The organism is Ruegeria sp. P10 (assembly GCF_056534925.1).
Genome location: NZ_JBQERJ010000001.1, coordinates 294101 through 315115, shown reverse-complemented (window position 1 = coordinate 315115; position 21015 = coordinate 294101). Strand labels below are relative to the sequence as shown.

Here is a 21015-nt window from a genome sequence, read left to right as displayed (position 1 = left end):
GATGCGATCTCCATGGGCGAACCCACGTTCGGGTTTATCTATTAGCTCTCAGCCAGATACGGAGACCGCAATGAAAGATGAGCGCATCCTTTCCTTCGACGAATTCGATGAAGTTGTAAATCCGCGCCCAGAAGAATGTGAATTTGATCGCGTTGTCGAACGCGCATTGTCCCGTCGCGGTTTTCTGGGCGGCGTTTTGGCGATGGGTAGTTTCACAGCTGTTGGTGGTTCGCTGATTCCTTCAGGGGCTCACGCGGTTTCGAACCGTTTCGCGTTTGAGGCGATTCCAGTGTCGACCGCGGACGAGGTCATTGTTCCCGCTGGTTACAAGGCCGAGGTCATGGTGCGCTGGGGCGATCCGCTTTGGTCGGACGCGCCTGAGTTTGATCACGCGACCCGGGGCACAGCTGCCAGCCAGGAACGCGCCTTTGGTGACAATACCGATGGTCAGGACATTTTCTTGCATGACGGTCACGTTCTGCTGGTTGTAAACAACGAATATACCAATCGTGACATCCTGTGGGGCAACAATCCGGACGCCAAGCCAGCATCCGATGACGACATCGCAAAGGGCATGATGGCGCATGGTGTCACGATCGTGGAAATCGCGAACACCGATGGCAAGTGGGGCATCGTTAAGGACAGCCCCTATAACCGCCGCGTTACACCGCAGACCGAAATGTCCATTACGGGTCCGGCCGCCGGTCATGACTTGATGAAAACGGCCGCCGATCCGTCCGGCACGACGTGCAAGGGAACATGGAACAATTGCGGAAATGGCGTGACACCGTGGGGCACGTATCTGGCTTGTGAAGAAAACTTCAACGGCTACTTCTCGGCCGAAGACGAAAATCACGAGGTCAATGCTGATCTGAAACGTTATGGCGTATCGTCAAAAGACTGGGGTTACGGTTGGGCCAAGATTGATGACCGGTTCGACGTCTCGAAAAACCCAAACGAACCGAACCGTGCTGGTTTTGTGGTTGAGATCGATCCGACTGATCCAACCTCGACTCCGCGAAAACTGACCGCTCTGGGACGCTTCAAGCACGAAAACGCCGAAGTCATAGTGAACAATGACGGTCGCGTGGTCGTTTACATGGGCGATGATGAACGCGGCGAGTTTCTTTACCGCTTTGTCTCGGAAGGTGTTTATGCCGCTGGTGTGGACACAAACGCGCTGTTGGAACAAGGCACACTTTCGGTTGCCAAGTTCAACGACGATGGAACCGGTGAGTGGCTTGATCTGACGCCGGAAAGCACTGGCATGGCCTCGCAGGCCGAGATCAGCATCCACACCCGTCAGGCTGGTTCGGCGGTTGGAGCAACCACCATGGATCGTCCCGAGTGGGTTGCGGCTAATCCAAACGCGCCCGAGGTTTACTGTTGCTTGACTAACAACAAGAACCGTGGCGTTAAGCCGAATGCAGGGGGAGACGATACCTCGGCCAACGGCCCGAACCCGCGTGACAAGAACCACTACGGTCAGATCGTTCGCTGGCGCCCGGATGGCGGCGATCATGCTGCGGCTGGCTTTGGCTGGGATCTGTACGTGCTTGCAGGCAATCCCACCGTCCACCAAGACGCCTATGCCGGATCCGAGAACGTGAACGCCGACAATATGTTCAACTCACCCGACGGATTGAAGTTCGACAGCAACGGCTTGCTGTGGATTCAGACCGATGGCAATTATGGCAACGAAGGTGACTTCGCCGGGCAGGGCAACAACCAGATGCTGGCAGGCGACCCTGTCACCGGCGAAATCCGTCGTTTTCTGGTTGGCCCCAACGAATGCGAGGTCACCGGTCTCAGCTGGTCACCGGACCGTCGTACGATGTTTGTCGGTATTCAGCACCCGGGCGAAGACGGCAACAGCCACTGGCCTGAAGGCGGGGACTCGGTGCCGCGCTCGGCCATTATCGCCATTACGCGCGAAGATGGCGGTTTGGTCGGCTAAGGCCATTTGCTCCATCAATTCTTGCCTCGGACGGTTTTTACCGTCCGGGGTTTTTCTTTTTCATGCAGCGCTTTCATAGAGACGATGAGAATTTTGATATGCGCGTTTTGCCAGAAACTGGGTAAAAGCCACGTACACCGCAGTGGGCACAAAACGTCGCTTGGAAAGCGTCGTGTGTCGAAAATCGACCGACCCAAGCCTACATTGAAGTTTAGAACCGGCCCATCGGGTTAGGAGGAATCACAGCAATGCCTGACGTCACCATCGTGTATTGGCGCGACATTCCCGCTCAGGTCATCGTCGGCAAAGGCCGTCGGGGCGCAAAGCGGCAGTTGGAAGAACGGTTTGAACAAGCCATCGACCGTGCGGCCATGAAGGTGAACGCCAAGGACAGTGATGCCTATCTGGCCGAATGGCGCAAAGCCGAACCTTTCGCGATTGAAGGCGATCCTGCCGAGATTGCCGAAGCCGAGGCTGTGCGTCTGGAAACGGAATACGATCAGGACCGCGTCAAAGCGCTGATCGCAAATGACGGTTGGGCATGAGCCCCAGACTTTATGGGAGGCCGAAATGGCTTTGCTGAACTTCAAGAAACGTGATGCGGTCGAAAGCGGCCCAGTAAATCCGACCGTCGAAGCCTTTTTGCAAGGCTATTCGATCGAGGTCATGCCGCGTACCGCCGAAAAGGTCGACGATTTCCGCGCGCTGCTGCCCGAGGGTACACGCGTTTATATCGCCCATATCGAGGGCACGCCCATCGAAGACATGGTCAAGACGGCCAAGCGAATTGCGGCGGAAGGTTACCCTGTCATGCCGCATTTTCCGGCACGCATCATCAAGGATGCGGCGACGTTGGAGAACTGGATCGCCATGTATCAGGGCGAAGCAGGCGTTGAACAGGCGCTGTTGCTGGCGGGCGGTGTCGCCAACCCGCACGGCGAGTTCGACAGCTCGATGCAGCTGCTGGAAACCGGTCTGTTTGACAAGGCGGGCTTCAAGCGCCTGCACGTGGCGGGTCACCCCGAAGGCAACAAGGACATCGACCCGGACGGTTCGACCAAGAACGTCGATGACGCGTTGCGCTGGAAGCAGAAGTTCAACGAGACCACGGATGCCGAAATGGCGCTGGCAACACAGTTCGCCTTTGACGCCAAGCCGATCATCGCCTGGGCCGACAGCCTGAAAGAAGCGGGCATCGATCTGCCGATCCATATCGGAATCGCGGGTCCGGCCAAGTTGCAAACCCTGATCAAATTCGCCATCGCGTGTGGCGTTGGGCCGTCTCTGAAGGTTCTGCAAAAGCGCGCCATGGATGTCTCCAAGCTGTTGCTGCCCTATGAGCCGACCGATGTCGTGACCGAACTGGCCAACCACAAGGCGGCCAACCCGGATTTCAACATCACGAACGTGCACTTCTTCCCGCTGGGCGGGATCAAGACCAACGCCAACTGGGCGATCAATAACGGCGGCGCTTCGGCAAAGCCTGTAAACTCCTAAGGAACGGACATGACCCGAACAGTCGTAGAATCAAAAACAAAAACAGCCGTCCTGGGCTTTGATGAACCGTTCTGCGTGATCGGTGAGCGGATCAACCCGACCGGCCGCAAGAAACTGGCCGCCGAGCTGGAAGCGGGCGACTTTTCGACCGTTGAGAAAGACGCCATTGCTCAGGTAGCGGCTGGCGCGACCGTTCTGGATATCAATGCGGGCGTTGTCTACAACTCGAACCCCAACCCGAACGAGACCGAACCACCGCTGATGCGCAAGATCGTCGAGCTGGTGCAGGGTCTGGTTGACGTGCCGCTGTGTATCGACTCGTCGGTTCCGGGCGCGCTGGAAGCCGGTCTTGAGGCGGCTGAAGGTCGTCCGCTGCTGAATTCGGTCACCGGTGAAGAAGAACGTCTGGAACTGGTTCTGCCGCTGGTCAAAAAGTACAACGTACCGGTTGTGGCGATCTCGAACGATGACACGGGTATTTCGGAAGACCCCGATGTGCGCTTTGACGTCGCCAAGAAGATCGTCGAACGCGCTGCCGATTTCGGCATCCCCGCACATGACATCGTGGTTGACCCGCTGGTCATGCCCATCGGTGCGATGGCGACCGCCGGTCAGCAAGTATTCGCGCTGGTCCGTCGTCTGCGCGAAGAACTGGGCGTGAACACCACCTGCGGAGCGTCCAACATCTCGTTCGGTCTGCCGAACCGTCACGGCATCAACAACGCGTTCCTGCCGATGGCGATGGGTGCGGGCATGACCTCGGCAATCATGAACCCGGTGGCTCTGCCGGTGACGCAGGCAAAAATCGCCGAGAAAAAAGAGGCCGTTGCCGCGGCGGGCATCATCCTGCCCGAAGGCATGGATGACGAGGCGTTCGTGCAGATGTTCGGCCTGGGCTCCACCAAGCCGCGCGCCGGCAAAGAGATGGAGGCCATCCGCGCCGCCAACCTGCTGACCAACAACGACCCGCATGGCGGCGAGTGGATCCGGTTCAACAAAGCCCCTGACGAAGCGGGTGCCGCAGGACCCGTAGGTGGACGTCGCGGTGGTGGCCGTCGGCGCCGCGCCTGATCTGAACGACACAGACTGCAAAGGCCGGGCTCAGCGCCCGGCCTTTTGCATTTGACCCTGATCAATGTCGAATTTGCAGAAGGTTTCAGAATACCCTGATCCAGGATGCATTGATCAGGTGGCAGCATGAGCAAACATCACCCCCCAAAACTCTCGGATGCGAATCTGACCAGGAAACTGAACAAAAAGGTCTACTTCGATCAGCTGATCAAGTTGCAGACACGATTGGCGAGAATTCAGCAAGCTTATCTGTTTCACGGGCTCAAGGGCGTGTTGGTTTTCGAAGGGTGGGACGCTGCCGGAAAAGGGGGGACCATTCGCCGGATTAGTCAGGCCCTGGACCCGCGCAGCTTCAAGGTTTGGCCGATCGGTGCGCCCCGGAACTACTATCTCAACCGGCATTATCTGTTGCGTTTCTGGGAACGCCTGCCGCCTTCGGGTGCGATTTCCGCTTTCGACCGCAGCTGGTATGGCCGAGTTTTGGTTGAGCGGATCGAAAAGCTGACCCCGGAAACACGCTGGCGGGCCGCGTATCAGGAAATCAATGATTTCGAACGAATGCTGGTCGATGACGGGACTCGAATCGTGAAACTGTTCTTCCACATTTCACAGGAAGAGCAGATGCGCCGATTTACCGAACGGCTGACCAACCCGATGAAACGCTGGAAGCTGACTTATGAAGATTTCAGAAACCGCGAAAAATGGGATGTCGCAGAGGTGGCCGTGGATGAAATGCTGGCACGGACGTCTACGGAAGTTGCCCCTTGGCACGTGATCCCGTCCAACAACAAGAAATATGCCAGGATTACGGCCATGAAGGCTATTGTCGAGGCGTTTTCGGAAGGGGTTGATCTGAACCCCCAGCATCTGGATCGCCGTACTTTGGAAGCAGCGGGCAAGACCTTGGCCGTCGACCAGTCCCTGATTGACAGCCTGCGGGCCCGAACCGAGTAAGAACCCGAAAAAGGTTGGTTACGATCCGGGTTGAACGTCTGGATGTTCTGGTGTTATTTCATCTGACAAGGCGGGTATGATGTAATGGTAGCCTGTCAGCTTCCCAAGCTGAACGCGCGGGTTCGATTCCCGCTACCCGCTCCAGTTCGGACTGTAAGGCTTTGTTAATTAATCAAAAAGGTGACGTTGCGTGGCTTAGCCACCGCCTTTACGGATCTAGCTGGCACGTGTTTCCACGGATCTGCTCAACGGGCTTGCAAAGCCGGTTCTAGCTGTTGAGGCCAAGCAAGGACTCTCTGCCAACGATGTGCGTCGGCAGTTCAACAGATTTTCCCGGTGCGTTGGATTCGATCATCTGAATCAGCGCCTGAGCAGCCTTGCGTCCCATGTCACGATGAGGAACATGGACAGTTGTCAGCGCAGGGGCGACAATGCGCGCTAGCTCGATATCATCAAATCCGGTGATCGATACATCTTCGGGCACCCGAAGTCCCATCTGCTGAGCTTGCCGTACCGCACCGACGGCCAGAACGTCGTTGCCGCACAACACCGCGGTCGGCGGGTTGTCATTCGACATGAGACGCTTGAACGCATCGGCGCCGTTTTCAATCTCGTACGAGGTTTCGATCACGGCCAGTTCATCCTGCGACAGTCCATGTCGGGACATCGCGTCTTTTATCCCCTGGATCCTAAGACGCGCACGGTCGTTGCCCTTGCTGATGCCTGAAATCGTTGCCAGGCGTGTGTGGCCCAATTCGATGATCTTGCTTGTCAAAGCCTCCATCGCCCGCCTGTTGTCAAACCCGACGGACGGTATTGGTTCGTCTGGCAGGAAAGACCACGCTACAAGGGCCGGCACTTTTCGCTTTTCGAGATAGTCGTAGATTTGCACGTCCCGGTCATGCCCGATCAGCAACAGCCCGTCCACGCCCCGTGCAACCAGCGTTCGGATCTGATCTTCTTCTGCGGCCGGCTGGTAGGCCGAGCTGGAGACCAGCAAGGTGTAGCCCTGTTTGTGGATCTCCTCTTGGAACGCCTGCAACCCCCTTGCGAAGATTGCATTTTCCATCGTCGGAATTATCGCACCTATCGTGAAAGAACGCCGTGCAGCCATCACTCGGGCCGCAAAGTTCGGCGTGTAGCCAAGGGTGTCTACGGCAGACAGAACACGTTTCCGCGTAGCCTCGACCACCTGTTGCGGGGTGTTCAGGCACCGTGACACGGTGGCAGTTGAAACGCCTGCTGCCTTGGCAACGTCATCCAGCGTCGGTGCGGACCGATGTTTTGACATTCTCGAACTCTCAATTCCGGTTCGCCTAAGTTAGTCGCATTTTTCCAGGGATGAAAGCGTTTATGTAAGCGCTTGCATTTGAGATGTAAGCGCTTACAAAGGTATCTGAGCCGATTCTGAAGGGAGTCCCGGAAATGTATCTCGCTGCATCAGTCATCGTTTTTGCGATCTATTTCGCAAATGTCGCTTTGGGTGCTTTTGCGAGCAGCGCGTTTCTTGGCGACGTTGGAGAGATGTTGGTTCTGTTCGCGGCTTCGATCCTGTTCGTTGTCGCAATTCTGAAAAAGGAAGCTGACCGGGACGCACAAGACGGCAGCTGAACTTTTGCTTGGGAGGGCAATTGATGAAAACCGACAAGACCGAACTGGCATCGGCCGAGCGCCGCAATTTTCTGAAACTGAGCGCCAGTGGCGCATTCACAGCCGCATTGGTCGCTGGGGCAGGGGGCGTTTTGTGGTCTTCCGAGGCCGCCGCGCAGACCGCGAAGGAAGAGAGCGAGCGTGAAAAGGCCGCAGATCACGTGATGACGGTGGCCACGGCTTATGTGCTTGGCGCGTCGCGCAGCTATCCGATCATGCAGCTGGACCTAAAGGAAAACATTCAGAACGCCACCAACGGCAAGGTCTATGTCAAACTGGCCCCCGGCGGTCAGCTTGGTGCAGGCGGCGCGCTGGTGCAGAAAGTGCAGGGCGGTACCATCCAGGCCGCGCAGCATTCGCTGTCGAATTTCGCGCCGTTCGCGTCGACAGTCGACCTGATCAACATGCCGTACCTGTGTGGCTCGAACCAGCGTTTCACCAACCTCGTCCATTCGGACACATGGAAAAGTGAGGTTCACCCCAAGGTCGAAGCGGCAGGGTTCAAGGCTCTGTTCTATGTTAACATCGACCCGCGGGTGGTTGCGGTTCGTCAGGGCGGCAATGCCGTGCTCACACCCGGTGATATGAGCGGGATCAAGTTCCGCGTGCCGGGATCGAAGATGCTGCAACAATACTACCGGATGGTCGGCGCCAACCCGACACCCGTTGCCTGGGGCGAGACCCCCTCGGCCATCAAGCAGGGCGTTGCGGATGCGCTCGATCCTTCGGTTGGCGCGCTCTATGTCTTTGGGTTCAAGGACATACTCAGCCATGTGACCTTCACACAGGCGGTGCCGGACAGCCAAGTTTATTCCTGCAACCTGGAATGGTTCAACTCGATGCCGGCAGATGTGCAGGAAGGCATCATGTGGGGGTCGGAAATGACCAGCCATCAGAACCTGTCCAAGGTTCCGTCGGCCCGCGCCTATGCCATGGCCGAGTTGAACAAGGCCGGGGTGCAGTTCCACTCGCTCAGTGACGACCAACTGGCGGAATGGCAGGATGCCGGCGGGTATCAGAACGCCGATTGGGATCCGTTCAAGACAGAACTGGCCGGATCGATGGAAAACTTCGAAAAGCTGGTCGAAGCCGCGGGTACTCAGGGCAAATACTACGTCCACGACGCCTAAGGCCCAAGCCGTGGGCGCCAGACAGGCGTCCACGAACTTTACTTTCAGTCAGCCCGGCAACAACCCGCCACGTCAGGCGCGGGTCAGGCTGTCCCTGCGCCGGAGGATCAGATGACCATTCTTCAAAACATAGACCGAAACGCAGAGCGCTGGTTGCTGCTGGTGTTCTACGTGATGCTGGTGATTACCATGGCCATCGAAGTGCTGCGGCGCGAGATTTTTGCTTATTCGTCGATCTGGGGCGAGGAAATCGTTCGGTATTCCTTCATCTATCTGGCCTGGATCGGTGCCGCGGCTGCGGTGAAAGAGCGGGCGCATATCCGGATCGATGTGATCATGCATTACATCGGACCACGCCCCAAGGCGGTGCTGTATATTTTCGGCGATCTCGTGATGTTCGGCGTGGCGATCATCGCGCTCTACTGGTCGTATGAGGCGGTTCATGTCTCGGCCAAGTTCGGCTCGGTCACGGATGGTCTTCGGGTCTCGAAAGTCTGGTTCCTTATGGCGGTGCCCGCCGGATTCGCCCTGATGATATGGCGGCTGATCCAATCTTTCCTGCGTGACGTGAAATCGCTTCGGGACGGCACCCCCGTCTTCGAAGGCGACAAGCTGTTTGACTGAGGAGAACACGAATGCTTTGGAATTCCCTCAATCAAACCGTTGAACTGGGCTGGGATTTTTACCTGCCGGTGATCCTGTTCGTAGGCCTGATCGCCTTGGCCGTGCCCGTTTGGGCCGCCATTGGCACAGCGGCGATCGTGATGCTGATCATGTCCGGTGATCTGCCCCTCAGCCTGGTCGGAGAAAGCCTGTTCACAGGTATCGACGCATTTGCCCTGACCGCTGTTCCGTTGTTCATTCTGACCGGAGACGTTCTGGTGCGGACCGGTCTGTCGCGCAAATTCCTGGACGTGGCCGAGGCGCTGACATGCTTTGCCAAGGGCGGGTTCGGGTCGGCCACGGTTCTGGTCTGCGGCATGTTTGCTGCGATTTCAGGGTCGGATGCTGCCGGGGCGGCTGCGGTGGGTCGCATGACCATCAACCGGCTGGTGGAAAGCGGATATCCGCGCCCCTATGCCTGTGCTCTGGTTGCGGCTGGTGCCTGTACCGGCATCCTGATCCCGCCTTCGATCGCCTATATCATCATCGGCCTCGTGCTGGGTATTTCCGCCTCGACCCTGTTCCTTGCAGCCTTGATCCCGGGTCTGGCCATCCTGGTGTCGATCCTGATCACCAACATCATCATGAACCGTCTTTATGCCTATGAGGGTGGCGGCATGATGACCATGGGGGAATGGCTGGCCAATCTGGGCAAGGCGCTGAAATCGGGCTGGTACGCGTTCATTGTGCCGGGGATCATCTTCTACGGCATCTTCTCAGGTCGCCTGACCCCGACTGAAGCCGGCGCAACGGCCGTTGTCGTCACCATAATCATGGGTTTTATCCTGCGCACCCTGACGCTGGCAGATTTTCCATCGATGCTGGTCAGTTCGGCCAAGGTGAACGGAGTCATCCTGCCGATCATCGCCTTCTCGGCACCTTTGGCCGAAGCACTTGCGATCATGGGTGTCCCGCAGGGGTTCGTGGCCTCGGTCACGTCGCTGACCGATGATCCCTATCTGTTGATCTTGCTGATGATCGGCATCCTGATCGCAGCAGGCTGCGTGATGGAGACAACGCCGAACATCGTGATCCTGGCACCAATCCTGAAACCGCTGGCCGACAATATCGGCATGAACGAGATTCAGTTCTGCATCATGATGATCACCGCGTTGGGTGTGGGCTTTATCACGCCGCCGCTGGGACTGAACCTGTTCGTCGTATCTGGCATTACCGGTGAGTCCATTCTGAAGATTGCCGCCCGGGCCGTTCCTTTCGTACTGACCATGCTTATCGTAGTGATCCTGATCGCCTACGTACCTGCTGTGTCGACCACCCTGCTTCCTGAAATCTACCAATAGGACCTGCTGAACATGCCTCGTGAATATTTGAAAAAGGCGACTCTCACCGCTCAATCGCATGCCTCTGAGGTGCACGATACGGTCAAGACCATCCTTGCCGACATCGAGGCGGGTGGCGACGACAAAGCACTGGAATATGCCCTCAAGTTCGACAAGTACGAAGGAAATGTCCTGATGACGCAGGACGAGATTGATGCGGCCATCGTGCAGGTGCCGGAAAAACTGAAGGCCGATATACGCTTTGCCCACGACAACGTCCGTCGCTTTGCCGAGACGCAGAAGGCCACCGTGTCGGACGTACAGATGGAGATCGTTCCCGGTTTTGTTGCGGGGCAAAAGGCGATCCCGGTGGATGCAGCAGGATGCTATGTTCCCGGTGGGCGCTACAGCCATATCGCCAGCGCGATCATGACAGTGACAACGGCCAAGGTCGCCGGGTGCCGCCATATCACGGCCTGTTCTCCGCCCCGTCCGGGCGAGGGCGTGGCGCCAGCAATTGTCTATGCCGCGCATATTTGCGGAGCCGACAGCATTCTGGCCATGGGCGGTGTGCAGGGCGTGGCCGCCATGACCTATGGTTTGTTCGGTTTGCCGCGCGCCAATATCCTTGTGGGGCCGGGAAACCAGTTCGTGGCCGAGGCCAAACGCATCCTGTACGGCAAGGTTGGTATCGACATGATTGCGGGTCCGACCGACAGCCTGATCCTTGCCGACAGTTCCGCGGACGCCCACGTGGTGGCAACCGATCTGGTCAGTCAGGCCGAGCACGGGTACAATTCGCCCGTCTGGCTGGTGACGGATGATCGCGACCTTGCGCAGAAAGTCATGGAGCTGGTTCCGGTTTTGATCGATGATCTGCCAGAGCTGAACCGGGAAAACGCCTCGGCCGCGTGGCGCGACTATGCCGAAGTCATTGTCTGTTCCGACCGCGAAGAGATGGCCGCCTGTTCCGATGAATATGCGCCCGAGCACCTGACGGTTCAGGCCGAGGATCTGGATTGGTGGCTGGATCGCTTGACCTGCTATGGTTCGCTGTTCCTGGGTGAGGAAACCACCGTGTCCTACGGGGACAAGGCAACCGGAACGAACCATGTTCTGCCGACTTCGGGTGCGGCCAGTTACACCGGCGGTTTGAGTGTTCACAAATACATGAAGATCGTCACATGGCAGCGGGCTACACGTGAAGGATCGAAGTCGATCGCAGAAGCTACCGCACGGATTTCCCGACTGGAAGGTATGGAAGGTCACGCTCGCGCAGCGGATGTGCGTCTGGCCAAGTATTTCCCGGATGAACAGTTCGATCTGACCGCTGATGGATGACCCGCGCACATTGTTTGACCTGACGGGCCGGGTGGCCTGTATCACCGGCGCCAGTTCGGGGCTGGGGCGGCAGGTGGCGCGGACACTTGCCGCGGCCGGCGCGCGTGTTGTCGGCGTGGCGCGGCGCGGCGACGCTTTGGCGCAGATGCAGGCTGAAATCGGCGAACACGCAGAAGCCGTTGTTGCTGATGTCGCGGATCGAGCCGGAATCGGCGGGCTGGTGCAGGTGATCAATTCCAAGTTCGGCGCACCGGATATTTTGGTGCACGCGGCCGGGGTCAACACGCGTGAGCCCGCCGACGAGGTGACACCTGATGGCTGGGATGCCACGCTTGCCCTAAACCTCAGCGCGCCGTTTTTCCTCAGCCAGGCGATGGTGCCCGAAATGAAGAAAAAGGGGTGGGGGCGCATCGTCAATTTCGCCTCGCTGCAAACGACGCGGGCCTTTCCGGGCGGCATTGCCTATGGGGCCACCAAGGCCGGGATCGCGCAATTGACCCGTGCCATGGCCGAAGCCTGGTCGCCATTTGGCATTACCGCCAACGCAATCGGTCCGGGGTTCTTTCCGACCGAGCTGACCCAGGCCGTGTTTGACGACCCCCAGCGCGCGGAACGCAACGCCGCTCAAACCTGCATAGGGCGCAATGGGCGGATGCAGGATATCGACGGGCCGATCCTGTTTTTGTGCTCGAACGCGTCCGGCTATGTCACGGGGCAGGTTCTTATGGTTGATGGAGGGTTCACAGCCAAATGAAGGCACTGGTTTACCAAGGAGTGGAACAGATGGTGTTCGGTGATGTGCCGGATGCCGAGGCCGGTCCGTCCGAGCATTTGATCCGGATCGAAGCGGTCGGCATCTGCGGCTCGGACATGCACGCCTATCTGGGCCATGATGCCCGCCGTCCGGCTCCGCTGATCCTGGGGCACGAGGCGGCCGGTGTGATTGTTGACGGGATACGTGCCGGTGATCGTGTCACGATCAATCCGCTGGTAAGCTGCGGGCAATGCGCAGCCTGCCTTGCCGGCCGGGAAAACCTGTGCCCGGATCGCCAGATCATCTCGATGCCTCCGCGCGAAGGGGCGTTTGCTCAATACGTTACAATGCCTGCCAGCAACCTTGTTGAAGTACCTGAGGATGTTTCGTTTGCCAAAGCCGCGCTGGCGGAACCGCTTGCCGTCAGCTGGCATACGGTCCGGTTGGGGATCGAGGCTCTGCATCCTGCAATGGACCGTCGCGCACTGGTGATCGGCGGCGGGGCCATCGGCCTTGCGGCGGCATTGGTCTTGCGGGCAATGGGCGTTGACGATGTGACCATCGCGGAACCAAACCAGCTGCGTCGCAACTACCTGGCGAAAATCGAAAGCTTTGCGCTGGTGGAGTCAGCCAAAGGGACTTACCCGTTGGTCATAGATGCCGTGGGTTACGCTGCGACGCGGTCGGTTGCCTCGGCCAAGGCCGAACCGGGCGGCGTGATCGCGCATGTGGGTTTGGGTGAGGATACCGGTGGTCTGGATGTTCGCCGGATGACCTTGCAGGAAATCACATTCATAGGGACTTACACATACACCGCCAAAGACTTTCGTCAGACGGCTCAGGCGATCTTTGACGGGCGGCTGGGGGCTCTGGACTGGATAGAAGAACGCGCCCTTGCCGACGGAGCGCAAGCGTTTTGCGATATCCGGTCTGGCGCCGTGGCCGCACCGAAGATTATCCTGAGACCCTGGGGATAGAACTGACAGAACTGGAGACCTTCATGTACACGAAAATACTGGTCCCGTTAGCTTTGGATCACGGCATATCGCAACACACGCTGGAAATCGCACGGGCCTTGTCAGGAGAGGGCGCAGAAATAATTGCGCTGCATGTCTACGAGATGCCTCAGGGATCGGTCAGCGCCTATCTGGACAAATCGGTTGTCGCCGAAGGGTTCGAACGGGCCCGTTTGCAACTGTTGCAAAAAGTCGAAGGGCTTGAAGGGGTGAGGGCCGAAATCGTCAAAGGCCATACCGCGCGGTCAATCATCGACTATGCCAGCAGCAAGAATGTCGACTGTATCGTAATCGGCTCGCACAAGCCGGACCTGAGCGACTACTTCCTGGGATCGACCGCTTCGCGCGTCGTCCGCCATGCCCCCTGTGCCGTACACGTGCACCGAAGGGCCTGAATTCCTCAATCGCGCGTCTAGCGCCCCAAACAGGACCAAAAGCTGGATCATGAACATAGACAAAAAGATCACCGACGATCTGCTGGCCAACGATATCTCGTTTGTCACCACTGTCCCGTGCAAGCAATTGGCAGGTGTCATCGCGGAAATCGACGAGCGCGAAGGCATCTATCACATCCCGTCCAACAAGGAAGACGAAGGGATGGGCCTGTGTGCAGGGGCGTGGATGGGCGGCAAGCGGCCCGCGATCATCATGCAGAACACAGCCATTGGCGTGACGATCAATACGCTGGCGACGCTGATCCAGTATTACCGGATGCCGCTGCCGATGCTGATATCGTACCGGGGGGAACTGCGCGAACCGATTGCCTGCCAGGTTGAAATGGCGGTTCACACCAAGGCGCTGCTGGCTCAGCTGAACATCCCCACCTACCACTTCCACCATCAGGCCGATGTCGAAGAGCTCGACGCGATCCTGAAATATACCTTCATGTGCAACAAGCCGGTCGCCATCCTGACCGACGCCAATTTCTGGGGAGGCTATGGCGACCAATGATCCGTTCTGAAATCCTGAAGGAAATCGCCCCGATCCTGCGTGATCAACTGGTTGTCTGCAACATCGGCATCCCCAGCCAGGAACTGCATGCCATCGACGACCAGCCAACCAACTTCTACATGCTTGGCACCATGGGGCTTGCGTCCTCGATCGGTCTGGGGTTGGCGCTGTCACAGCCGAAGCCGGTGATCGTCATCGACGGCGACGGCTCGATCCTGACCAATCTTGGCACCCTGCCAACGATCGCCAACAACGTGGCGGACAATTACATCCTGCTGATCGTGGACAATGGCTCGTACGGCTCGACCGGCGATCAGCCGACCTATGCGGGGCAGAAAACCTCGCTTGCGAAAATGGCCGAGGCCGCCGGGTGTGAGCGCGTGATCGAATGTGCCGCCGAAGACACCGGGCGCGTACTGCAAGAGGCGCTGGATGCCAAACAGATGACCATCATCGTCAGCAAATGCGAAAGCGGCAATGCCAAGATGCCGCCGATCACGATGGATCCGGTGGTCATCCGCGACCGCTTCATGAAGGCCGTTCAGGCCTGATGGGCGCAAGCGCCATCCACAGCGCCGAGGACGCCCGCCGCCTGGCGCGGCGGCGTCTTCCGTGGATGGTGTTCGACTATATTGATGGTGCAGCCGGGGCCGAGATGGGTGCCGGTCGCAATCGGTCCGCTTTGGATGCAATGACTTTGCGCCCGCGTATCCTGCGCGACGTCAGTGAAAGATCTCTGGCAAGTTCGCTGTTCGACCGGCCCGCGAAACGCCCGTTTGGTATCGCGCCGATGGGTATGTGCAATTTGTCTGCACCGGGGGCCGACTTGATGCTGGCCCGCATCGCGGCACGCCACGAGGTGCCGCTTGGGGTTTCGACTGTGGCCTCGACCGCGATGGAGGATCTGATCGTCGAAGCGGAAGGCCATGCCTGGTTCCAGCTGTATTTCAGCGGCGATGGCAGCGGCACGTTCAAGCTGGTCGATCGCGCCAAGGCAGCGGGGTACGAGACACTGGTGCTGACCGTGGATGTGCCCGAGGTTGGCCGACGCCCGCGCGAGTTGCGTCATGGGTTCAAGATGCCTTTCAAAATGGGGCCAAAGCAGGTGATGGATTTTGCCCTGCACCCCCGGTGGTCCTTGCCGGTCCTGCTGAAAGGCAAGCCGGAAATGGCGAATTTCCGGATGGATGGCTACGACTTCGACCGCACCGAAAGCCGCGCCAAGGCCACGTGGGAGACATTGGCCCGTCTGCGCGACCAGTGGACCGGAAATCTGGTGGTCAAAGGCGTATTGGATGCAGACGACGCGCAAAGGCTCAAGTCAGCGGGCGTGGACGCCATTCAGGTCTCAAGCCATGGTGCGCGCCAGTTGGAAAGTGCGCCCGCGCCAATCACGGTTCTGCCCGAGATACGCAAGGCCGTCGGTCCGGATTTTCCGCTTTTCTACGACAGCGGGCTGCGTTCTGGTGAAGACGTCCTCAAGGCACTTGCGAACGGGGCGGACTTTGCCTTTTTCGGCCGTATCCTTCAGTTTGCAATTGCGGCCGAAGGCGAAGCGGGTCTGGCGCAGCTATGGTCGGTACTCAGCGAAGAAATCAGCATCGCCATGGCCCAGCTGGGCGTCACGTCGCTGGACGAGGTCAGACGCAACGCCTGATGTGGGTGACGGCAATGACCCGAGGTTTCCCACGGGTCATAGAACTGTCGGTTTAACCGCGGCGCCTGCGACGCCGTCCGCCACCTGCTTCGGTTTCGCCGCCGGTGTTGAAGCTTGGGTTGGGCAGTGTGACAACCCGGGCCAGTTCCGGAAACGGATCCGTCTTGTGCGGGATCGCATTGGCGGCCACGAAATGATCCTGAAACTTCGGCTCAATGGCGGTTTCGATCTTGGTGATCTCGCGCACGACGCGCTCGATCTCGGCGCGCGATCCGATATTACACAGCGCGATACGTGCGCCGGTGCCGGCGGCGTTGCCCGCGCTCGAGACTTTTTCCAGCGGCGCATCGGGAATCATTCCCAGCACCATGGCGTGTTTGGTCGAGATATGCGCGCCGAACGCACCGGCCAGAACCACGCGATCCACCTTTTCGACCTTCATTTCGTCCATCAGCAGGCGTGCACCTGCGTACAATGCGGATTTCGCAAGCTGGATGGCACGGATGTCACCCTGCGTGACCGTGATGCGGGGGCCGCCTTCGGCGCTGGCATCGTGGATCAGATAGGCGTGTGTGCGACCTTCGGGCACGCAGCGGGCAGTGCCGGTCTGTTCCGCCGATCCGATCAGGCCGCCTTCGTCCAGCAGGCCTGCGATACGCATCTCGGCCACTGCTTCGATGATACCGGATCCGCAGATGCCTGTGATCCCGGTCGTGGCGATTTCCTGATCAAAGCCCTCTTCGTCGGACCATTTTTCAGACCCGATGACGCGGAACCGGGGTTCCTTGGTGACAGGGTCGATCTCAATTCTCTCGATCGCCCCGGGTGCGGCGCGCTGGCCTGAACTGATCTGAGCGCCTTCGAAAGCAGGCCCGGTGGGCGAGGAGCAGGCGAGCACGCGGCTGGTATTGCCAAGCAGGATTTCGGCGTTGGTGCCCACGTCGACGATCAGAACCAGATCCTGCGACTTTCCGGGTTCTTCAGACAGGGCCACCGCCGCGCAGTCCGCGCCCACATGGCCTGCGATACAGGGCAGGATATAGACCTGCGCGCGTGGGTTCATGGTTGTCAGTTCCATGTCGCGGGCGGGCAGGGACATGCTTTCCGACGTTGCCAACGCAAACGGGGCCTGACCCAGTTCCACCGGGTCCAGCCCCAGCAGCAAGTGATGCATGACCGGGTTGCAGACGAACACAGTTTCCACGATCAGAGAGGCATCGATACCTGCCTCTTCGGCAATCGACGTGGCCAGGTCATTGATTGCCTCGCGCACTGCCTTGGTCATCTCCTGATCGCCGCCGGGGTTCATCATGGAATACGAAACACGGCTCATCAGGTCTTCGCCGAACCGGATCTGGGGATTCATGAGGCCGGAGGATGCCTTGACCTCGCCGGTTTCCAGATCGGTCAGATGCGCGGCGATGGTGGTCGATCCGAGGTCGATGGCCAGACCATACAGCCCGCCTTCATGCAGGCCGGGCCAGATTTCGACGATACGCGCCACGCTGTCCTTGTGACCCTTGTGGACCGCCACGGTGACTTCCCATTTACCCTTGCGCAGAACCGGTTGAAGTTTGGACATCAGCGTCAGGTCCGCCGTGACGGCTTCGATGTCCCACTGTTCGCGCAACGCGCGCTCGAGCCGTTCCAGATCGCCGGTGGGCGAATGCATGTCGGGTTCTTCCACCACAACGAAGTAAAGGCGCGTGGCCGGGTCCATCGTGATAGCACGCGCGGCGGCTGCCTTGCGCACGACCTGCCGGTGCACCTGGCTTTCCGGCGGTACGTCGATCACCACGTCGCCCTGAACCGAGGCCTGACAGCCCAGACGGCGGCCCGGTTTCAGACCACGTTTGTCCTCATAACGTTGTTCGACGGCGTTCCATTCGCTTAACGCATCCTCTGACACCGTGACGCCGTGCTTGGGAAATTCGCCATAGCTGGGTGTGATCTGGCACTTTGAACAGATGCCGCGGCCCCCGCAGACCGAATCCAGATCCACCCCCAATTGACGGGCTGCCGTCAGAATTGGGGTGCCGACGGGGAAGTGCCCGCGTTTGCCGGAAGGGGTAAAGACGACAAGAGGGTCGGTGGTCATCAGTGACATACCTTTTAATATTCGCGCGTATGCCGGGCAAGATATGGGTTTGCGCGAAAAGGGAAAGACCATCTGCGGCACGATCTGCACAACGAGCGTCGTTTTCTTCCACTGCAACGACAACCAGAGCCAAAGAGTTGCCCCCAAGGGCTTTTCCTTTGGTTCAATCCATGTAATAGGGTCACCGCCAAACGGGCTTTTGCATGGGGTATTCAGATGCAGATTCGTGAGGCACTTACCTTTGACGACGTTCTCCTGGTTCCGGGCGCATCTTCCGTGCTGCCGGCAACCGCGGATACGACCACGCGTGTGACGCGCGAAATCACCATGAACATCCCATTGCTGAGTTCGGCCATGGACACCGTGACCGAGGCGCGCATGGCCATTGCCATGGCTCAGGCGGGCGGCATCGGTGTGGTACACAAGAACCTTTCGGTGGAAGAACAGGCCCGCGAAGTCCGCCGGGTCAAGCGGTTTGAATCCGGTATTGTCTATAACCCGGTGACATTGCGGGTGGATCAGACATTGGCGGACGCCAACGCGCTGGTACAGCGCTACAACTTCACCGGTTTTCCGGTCGTCGACGAGCAGGGCCGCGTGGTGGGTATTCTGACCAACCGCGACATGCGCTTTGCGAACTCGGACGATACGCCGGTACACGCGATGATGACTTCGGAAAACCTGGCGATGCTACAGGAACCGGCCGATCTGGAAGAAGCCAAAAGCCTGATGCGGGCGCGCCGTATCGAAAAGCTGCTGGTCGTGGATGGTGGCGGCAAGCTGACCGGTCTACTGACGCTTAAGGATACAGAGCAGGCCGTTTTGAACCCAACCGCCTGCAAGGACCGCCTGGGTCGCCTGCGGGTCGCTGCGGCGACGTCAGTCGGGGATGCCGGGTTCGAACGATCCGAGCAATTGGTGGATTCGGGTGTCGACATCATCGTCGTCGATACAGCGCATGGTCATTCTCAGGGCGTGCTGGACGCTGTAAAGCGGGTCAAGACCCTGTCGAACGAGGTTCAGATCATTGCCGGGAACGTTGCAACAGGAGAAGCGACCAAAGCCCTGATCGATGCTGGTGCCGACGCGATCAAGGTGGGCATCGGCCCGGGATCGATCTGTACCACACGGATGGTGGCGGGGGTTGGCGTCCCGCAGTTGACCGCGATCAGCGATTGTGCGGCGGCAGCGGGCGACGTTCCGGTCATCGCGGATGGTGGCATCAAGTTCTCGGGTGACTTTGCAAAGGCGATCGCGGCCGGGGCGTCCTGCGCCATGGTCGGGTCGATGATTGCGGGCACCGACGAAAGCCCGGGCGAGGTGATCCTGTATCAGGGCCGTTCGTTCAAATCCTATCGCGGGATGGGCAGCCTGGGTGCAATGGCGCGCGGTTCAGCCGACCGCTATTTCCAGAAAGATGCAGCCAATGACAAACTGGTGCCCGAAGGCATCGAAGGGCAGGTGCCCTACAAAGGCTCGGCCAGTGCCGTGATCCACCAGCTGGTTGGCGGCTTGCGTGCGGCGATGGGGTATACCGGCTGCGCCACTATCGAAGAGATGCGCAAGAACTGCAATTTCGTGAAAATTACAGGCGCTGGTCTGAAGGAAAGCCACGTCCACGATGTTCAGATCACCCGCGAAAGCCCGAACTACCGGGTCATGTAAGCCATCCAGCAAGACACATGGCACCCGTATACGGGTGCCTATTTGCCACTTGGATCGGCCAGCCGGGCCCATTTCCGCCGAGGTATTCCACAATGACACCCGCCGCCCGTGTTCAGGCCTCGATCGAAATTCTGGATGATATTCTGGCTGGCGCGCCGGTCGAAAAAGCACTCACCGGCTGGGCTCGGCGCAGTCGCTTCGCCGGATCGAAGGATCGGGCAGCCATTCGCGATCACGTATTCGACGCGCTGCGACGCAAGCGCTCGTATGCGGCGTTGGGAGGGTCCGACACCGGGCGCGGTTTGATGATCGGTGCGACCCGTGCGTCAGGCGGGGATCTGGCCGAGTTGTTCACCAGCGACCGTCACGCTCCGATGCCGGTTCAGGAAACGGAAGCGGCGCGGGATTTCGCGTCCGAGGCCGAGAGATATGACATTCCGGAGTGGCTGTGGCCTCGGTTCGTTGACTCTCTGAAGGATGCCATGGTTCCTTGCGCGATGTCTTTGCAGAACCGGGCACCCGTTCATCTGCGGGTCAACTTGGGAAGAACCGATCTGGGCGAGGCCATCGACGCCTTGAAGTCCGAGGGTATTGTCGCCCATCCGGTTCAGGTATGCCAAACCGCCCTTGAAGTGACAGAGGGGGCCCGGCGCATTGCCCAAAGCCAGGCCTATGCCCGGGGCCTGGTCGAACTTCAGGACGCTGCAAGCCAGGCGGTTGTGGCCGCGCTGGATCTGCGGCCGGGAATGCGCGTTCTGGATTATTGCGCGGGTGGTGGCGGCAAGGCGCTGGCGCTTGCAGCGCACGAGGGCGTCGAAGTGTACGCCCATGATGTGAATTCCGGCCGCATGAAAGATATTCCGACGCGGGCGGAACGAGCAGGCGCAAAGATAACCATCCTCAACACCGATGACCTTTCAGGTGTTGATCCGTTTGATGTTGTTTTAGTTGATGCGCCGTGCTCTGGCAGCGGATCGTGGCGAAGGGCGCCGGCCGGGAAATGGGCCTTGACCGAGGATCGCTTGCTGGACCTCACCACCATTCAGGCCCGTATTTTATCCGACATTGCGCCTTTGGTGCATCCGGGCGGCCTGTTGGCTTACGCAACCTGTTCGGTTCTGAACGATGAAAACGGCGCGATCATAGACGATTTTCTGGATCACTTTTCCCAGTGGCGGGAAACCTTCCGGAAAACGTGGCACGTTACACACGAATCTGACGGGTTCTTTACGTCGCACTTGACGCGCTGAGCTTTTGGCAAATAACAACCTTGGGTAGATTGCTGCTTTCCGAACGTCGTTAAGCGGGAATTAACCAATTTTGGCCGTTAT

General features: G+C 58.9%; 20 protein-coding genes and 1 tRNA gene. 19 read left to right on the top strand and 2 right to left on the bottom strand.

The window, feature by feature from the left end; all coding sequences use genetic code 11:
* Positions 1–70: 70 nt before the first annotated feature.
* From ACR0FB_RS01590 to ACR0FB_RS01565, 6 genes are all read left to right on the top strand, one after another.
* Complete coding sequence (locus ACR0FB_RS01590; RefSeq protein WP_210092382.1) at positions 71–1957, top strand: PhoX family protein; 1887 nt, start codon at positions 71–73, stop codon at positions 1955–1957.
* Between the two features lie 248 nt (positions 1958–2205).
* A complete protein-coding gene (locus tag ACR0FB_RS01585; RefSeq protein WP_171632330.1) occupies positions 2206–2502 on the top strand; it encodes a virulence factor in 297 nt (98 codons plus the stop codon).
* 25 nt (positions 2503–2527) lie between these two features.
* Positions 2528–3454, top strand: a complete 927-nt coding sequence (locus tag ACR0FB_RS01580; RefSeq protein WP_171328330.1) for a methylenetetrahydrofolate reductase — start codon at positions 2528–2530, stop codon at positions 3452–3454.
* A 9-nt stretch (positions 3455–3463) separates the two neighbouring features.
* The gene (locus tag ACR0FB_RS01575; protein ID WP_171632332.1) at positions 3464–4525 is read left to right on the top strand and encodes a methyltetrahydrofolate cobalamin methyltransferase; all 1062 of its coding nucleotides are present in this window, start codon (positions 3464–3466) and stop codon (positions 4523–4525) included.
* A gap of 126 nt (positions 4526–4651) precedes the next feature.
* On the top strand, positions 4652–5479 hold the full coding sequence (locus tag ACR0FB_RS01570) for a polyphosphate kinase 2 family protein (RefSeq protein WP_480619424.1): 828 nt from the start codon (positions 4652–4654) through the stop codon (positions 5477–5479).
* Positions 5480–5549: 70 nt separating this feature from the next.
* Positions 5550–5623 (top strand) — tRNA-Gly (locus ACR0FB_RS01565).
* A gap of 124 nt (positions 5624–5747) precedes the next feature.
* Here the strand turns inward: ACR0FB_RS01565 and ACR0FB_RS01560 are convergent.
* Positions 5748–6770, bottom strand: a complete 1023-nt coding sequence (locus ACR0FB_RS01560; RefSeq protein ID WP_171632337.1) for a LacI family DNA-binding transcriptional regulator — start codon at positions 6768–6770, stop codon at positions 5748–5750.
* Between the two features lie 134 nt (positions 6771–6904).
* Here ACR0FB_RS01560 and ACR0FB_RS01555 point away from each other — a divergent pair, with 134 nt between their 5' ends.
* From ACR0FB_RS01555 to ACR0FB_RS01505, 11 genes are all read left to right on the top strand, one after another.
* Positions 6905–7090 carry a hypothetical protein gene (locus ACR0FB_RS01555; protein ID WP_171115836.1) on the top strand — a complete coding sequence of 62 codons (186 nt, stop codon included), beginning with the start codon at positions 6905–6907 and terminating at the stop codon, positions 7088–7090.
* 23 nt (positions 7091–7113) lie between these two features.
* Positions 7114–8259, top strand: a complete 1146-nt coding sequence (locus ACR0FB_RS01550) for a TRAP transporter substrate-binding protein (RefSeq protein ID WP_171632341.1) — start codon at positions 7114–7116, stop codon at positions 8257–8259.
* Between the two features lie 111 nt (positions 8260–8370).
* Positions 8371–8883, top strand: coding sequence for a TRAP transporter small permease (locus ACR0FB_RS01545; protein WP_171115839.1), 513 nt, complete (start codon positions 8371–8373; stop codon positions 8881–8883).
* A gap of 11 nt (positions 8884–8894) precedes the next feature.
* Entirely contained in the window at positions 8895–10223 is a 1329-nt protein-coding gene (locus ACR0FB_RS01540; protein WP_152458037.1) for a TRAP transporter large permease, read from the top strand.
* 12 nt (positions 10224–10235) lie between these two features.
* Positions 10236–11543: a histidinol dehydrogenase gene (hisD, locus tag ACR0FB_RS01535; RefSeq protein ID WP_171632344.1), complete on the top strand. Its 1308-nt coding sequence runs from the start codon at positions 10236–10238 to the stop codon at positions 11541–11543.
* Positions 11536–12297 carry an SDR family NAD(P)-dependent oxidoreductase gene (locus ACR0FB_RS01530; protein ID WP_171723241.1) on the top strand — a complete coding sequence of 254 codons (762 nt, stop codon included), beginning with the start codon at positions 11536–11538 and terminating at the stop codon, positions 12295–12297. The genes hisD and ACR0FB_RS01530 overlap by 8 nt, the downstream gene beginning before the upstream one ends.
* On the top strand, positions 12294–13274 hold the full coding sequence (locus ACR0FB_RS01525) for a zinc-dependent alcohol dehydrogenase (RefSeq protein ID WP_209833072.1): 981 nt from the start codon (positions 12294–12296) through the stop codon (positions 13272–13274). The genes ACR0FB_RS01530 and ACR0FB_RS01525 overlap by 4 nt, the downstream gene beginning before the upstream one ends.
* A 23-nt stretch (positions 13275–13297) precedes the next feature.
* A complete protein-coding gene (locus ACR0FB_RS01520) occupies positions 13298–13708 on the top strand; it encodes a universal stress protein (protein WP_171632352.1) in 411 nt (136 codons plus the stop codon).
* Between the two features lie 49 nt (positions 13709–13757).
* On the top strand, positions 13758–14264 hold the full coding sequence (comD, locus tag ACR0FB_RS01515) for a sulfopyruvate decarboxylase subunit alpha (RefSeq protein ID WP_171632355.1): 507 nt from the start codon (positions 13758–13760) through the stop codon (positions 14262–14264).
* A complete protein-coding gene (comE, locus tag ACR0FB_RS01510; RefSeq protein WP_171228302.1) occupies positions 14261–14815 on the top strand; it encodes a sulfopyruvate decarboxylase subunit beta in 555 nt (184 codons plus the stop codon). Before comD ends, comE begins: the two co-directional genes overlap by 4 nt.
* On the top strand, positions 14815–15921 hold the full coding sequence (locus ACR0FB_RS01505) for an alpha-hydroxy acid oxidase (protein WP_480619422.1): 1107 nt from the start codon (positions 14815–14817) through the stop codon (positions 15919–15921). The genes comE and ACR0FB_RS01505 overlap by 1 nt, the downstream gene beginning before the upstream one ends.
* 52 nt (positions 15922–15973) lie before the next feature.
* Here ACR0FB_RS01505 and ACR0FB_RS01500 read toward each other — a convergent pair whose 3' ends face one another.
* On the bottom strand, positions 15974–18019 hold the full coding sequence (locus ACR0FB_RS01500) for an ASKHA domain-containing protein (RefSeq protein ID WP_480619420.1): 2046 nt from the start codon (positions 18017–18019) through the stop codon (positions 15974–15976).
* A gap of 216 nt (positions 18020–18235) precedes the next feature.
* Here ACR0FB_RS01500 and guaB point away from each other — a divergent pair, with 216 nt between their 5' ends.
* Both guaB and ACR0FB_RS01490 read left to right on the top strand, forming a co-directional pair.
* On the top strand, positions 18236–19684 hold the full coding sequence (gene guaB / locus ACR0FB_RS01495; protein ID WP_171632362.1) for an IMP dehydrogenase: 1449 nt from the start codon (positions 18236–18238) through the stop codon (positions 19682–19684).
* Between the two features lie 92 nt (positions 19685–19776).
* Positions 19777–20934: an RsmB/NOP family class I SAM-dependent RNA methyltransferase gene (locus ACR0FB_RS01490; protein ID WP_480619418.1), complete on the top strand. Its 1158-nt coding sequence runs from the start codon at positions 19777–19779 to the stop codon at positions 20932–20934.
* Positions 20935–21015: the final 81 nt, after the last annotated feature.

Bases quoted from the DNA above. Each gene is read 5' to 3' on its own strand.
- ACR0FB_RS01540 (WP_152458037.1), top strand. From the start codon at position 8,895: ATGCTTTGGAATTCCCTCAATCAAACCGTTGAACTGGGCTGGGATTTT.
- ACR0FB_RS01580 (WP_171328330.1), top strand. From the start codon at position 2,528: ATGGCTTTGCTGAACTTCAAGAAACGTGATGCGGTCGAAAGCGGCCCA.
- ACR0FB_RS01585 (WP_171632330.1), top strand. From the start codon at position 2,206: ATGCCTGACGTCACCATCGTGTATTGGCGCGACATTCCCGCTCAGGTC.
- comE (WP_171228302.1), top strand. From the start codon at position 14,261: ATGATCCGTTCTGAAATCCTGAAGGAAATCGCCCCGATCCTGCGTGAT.
- ACR0FB_RS01590 (WP_210092382.1), top strand. From the start codon at position 71: ATGAAAGATGAGCGCATCCTTTCCTTCGACGAATTCGATGAAGTTGTA.
- ACR0FB_RS01505 (WP_480619422.1), top strand. From the start codon at position 14,815: ATGGGCGCAAGCGCCATCCACAGCGCCGAGGACGCCCGCCGCCTGGCG.
- ACR0FB_RS01525 (WP_209833072.1), top strand. From the start codon at position 12,294: ATGAAGGCACTGGTTTACCAAGGAGTGGAACAGATGGTGTTCGGTGAT.
- ACR0FB_RS01520 (WP_171632352.1), top strand. From the start codon at position 13,298: ATGTACACGAAAATACTGGTCCCGTTAGCTTTGGATCACGGCATATCG.
- comD (WP_171632355.1), top strand. From the start codon at position 13,758: ATGAACATAGACAAAAAGATCACCGACGATCTGCTGGCCAACGATATC.
- ACR0FB_RS01550 (WP_171632341.1), top strand. From the start codon at position 7,114: ATGAAAACCGACAAGACCGAACTGGCATCGGCCGAGCGCCGCAATTTT.
- guaB (WP_171632362.1), top strand. From the start codon at position 18,236: ATGCAGATTCGTGAGGCACTTACCTTTGACGACGTTCTCCTGGTTCCG.
- ACR0FB_RS01530 (WP_171723241.1), top strand. From the start codon at position 11,536: ATGGATGACCCGCGCACATTGTTTGACCTGACGGGCCGGGTGGCCTGT.
- hisD (WP_171632344.1), top strand. From the start codon at position 10,236: ATGCCTCGTGAATATTTGAAAAAGGCGACTCTCACCGCTCAATCGCAT.
- ACR0FB_RS01490 (WP_480619418.1), top strand. From the start codon at position 19,777: ATGACACCCGCCGCCCGTGTTCAGGCCTCGATCGAAATTCTGGATGAT.
- ACR0FB_RS01500 (WP_480619420.1), bottom strand. From the start codon at position 18,019: ATGACCACCGACCCTCTTGTCGTCTTTACCCCTTCCGGCAAACGCGGG.
- ACR0FB_RS01545 (WP_171115839.1), top strand. From the start codon at position 8,371: ATGACCATTCTTCAAAACATAGACCGAAACGCAGAGCGCTGGTTGCTG.
- ACR0FB_RS01575 (WP_171632332.1), top strand. From the start codon at position 3,464: ATGACCCGAACAGTCGTAGAATCAAAAACAAAAACAGCCGTCCTGGGC.
- ACR0FB_RS01555 (WP_171115836.1), top strand. From the start codon at position 6,905: ATGTATCTCGCTGCATCAGTCATCGTTTTTGCGATCTATTTCGCAAAT.
- ACR0FB_RS01570 (WP_480619424.1), top strand. From the start codon at position 4,652: ATGAGCAAACATCACCCCCCAAAACTCTCGGATGCGAATCTGACCAGG.
- ACR0FB_RS01560 (WP_171632337.1), bottom strand. From the start codon at position 6,770: ATGTCAAAACATCGGTCCGCACCGACGCTGGATGACGTTGCCAAGGCA.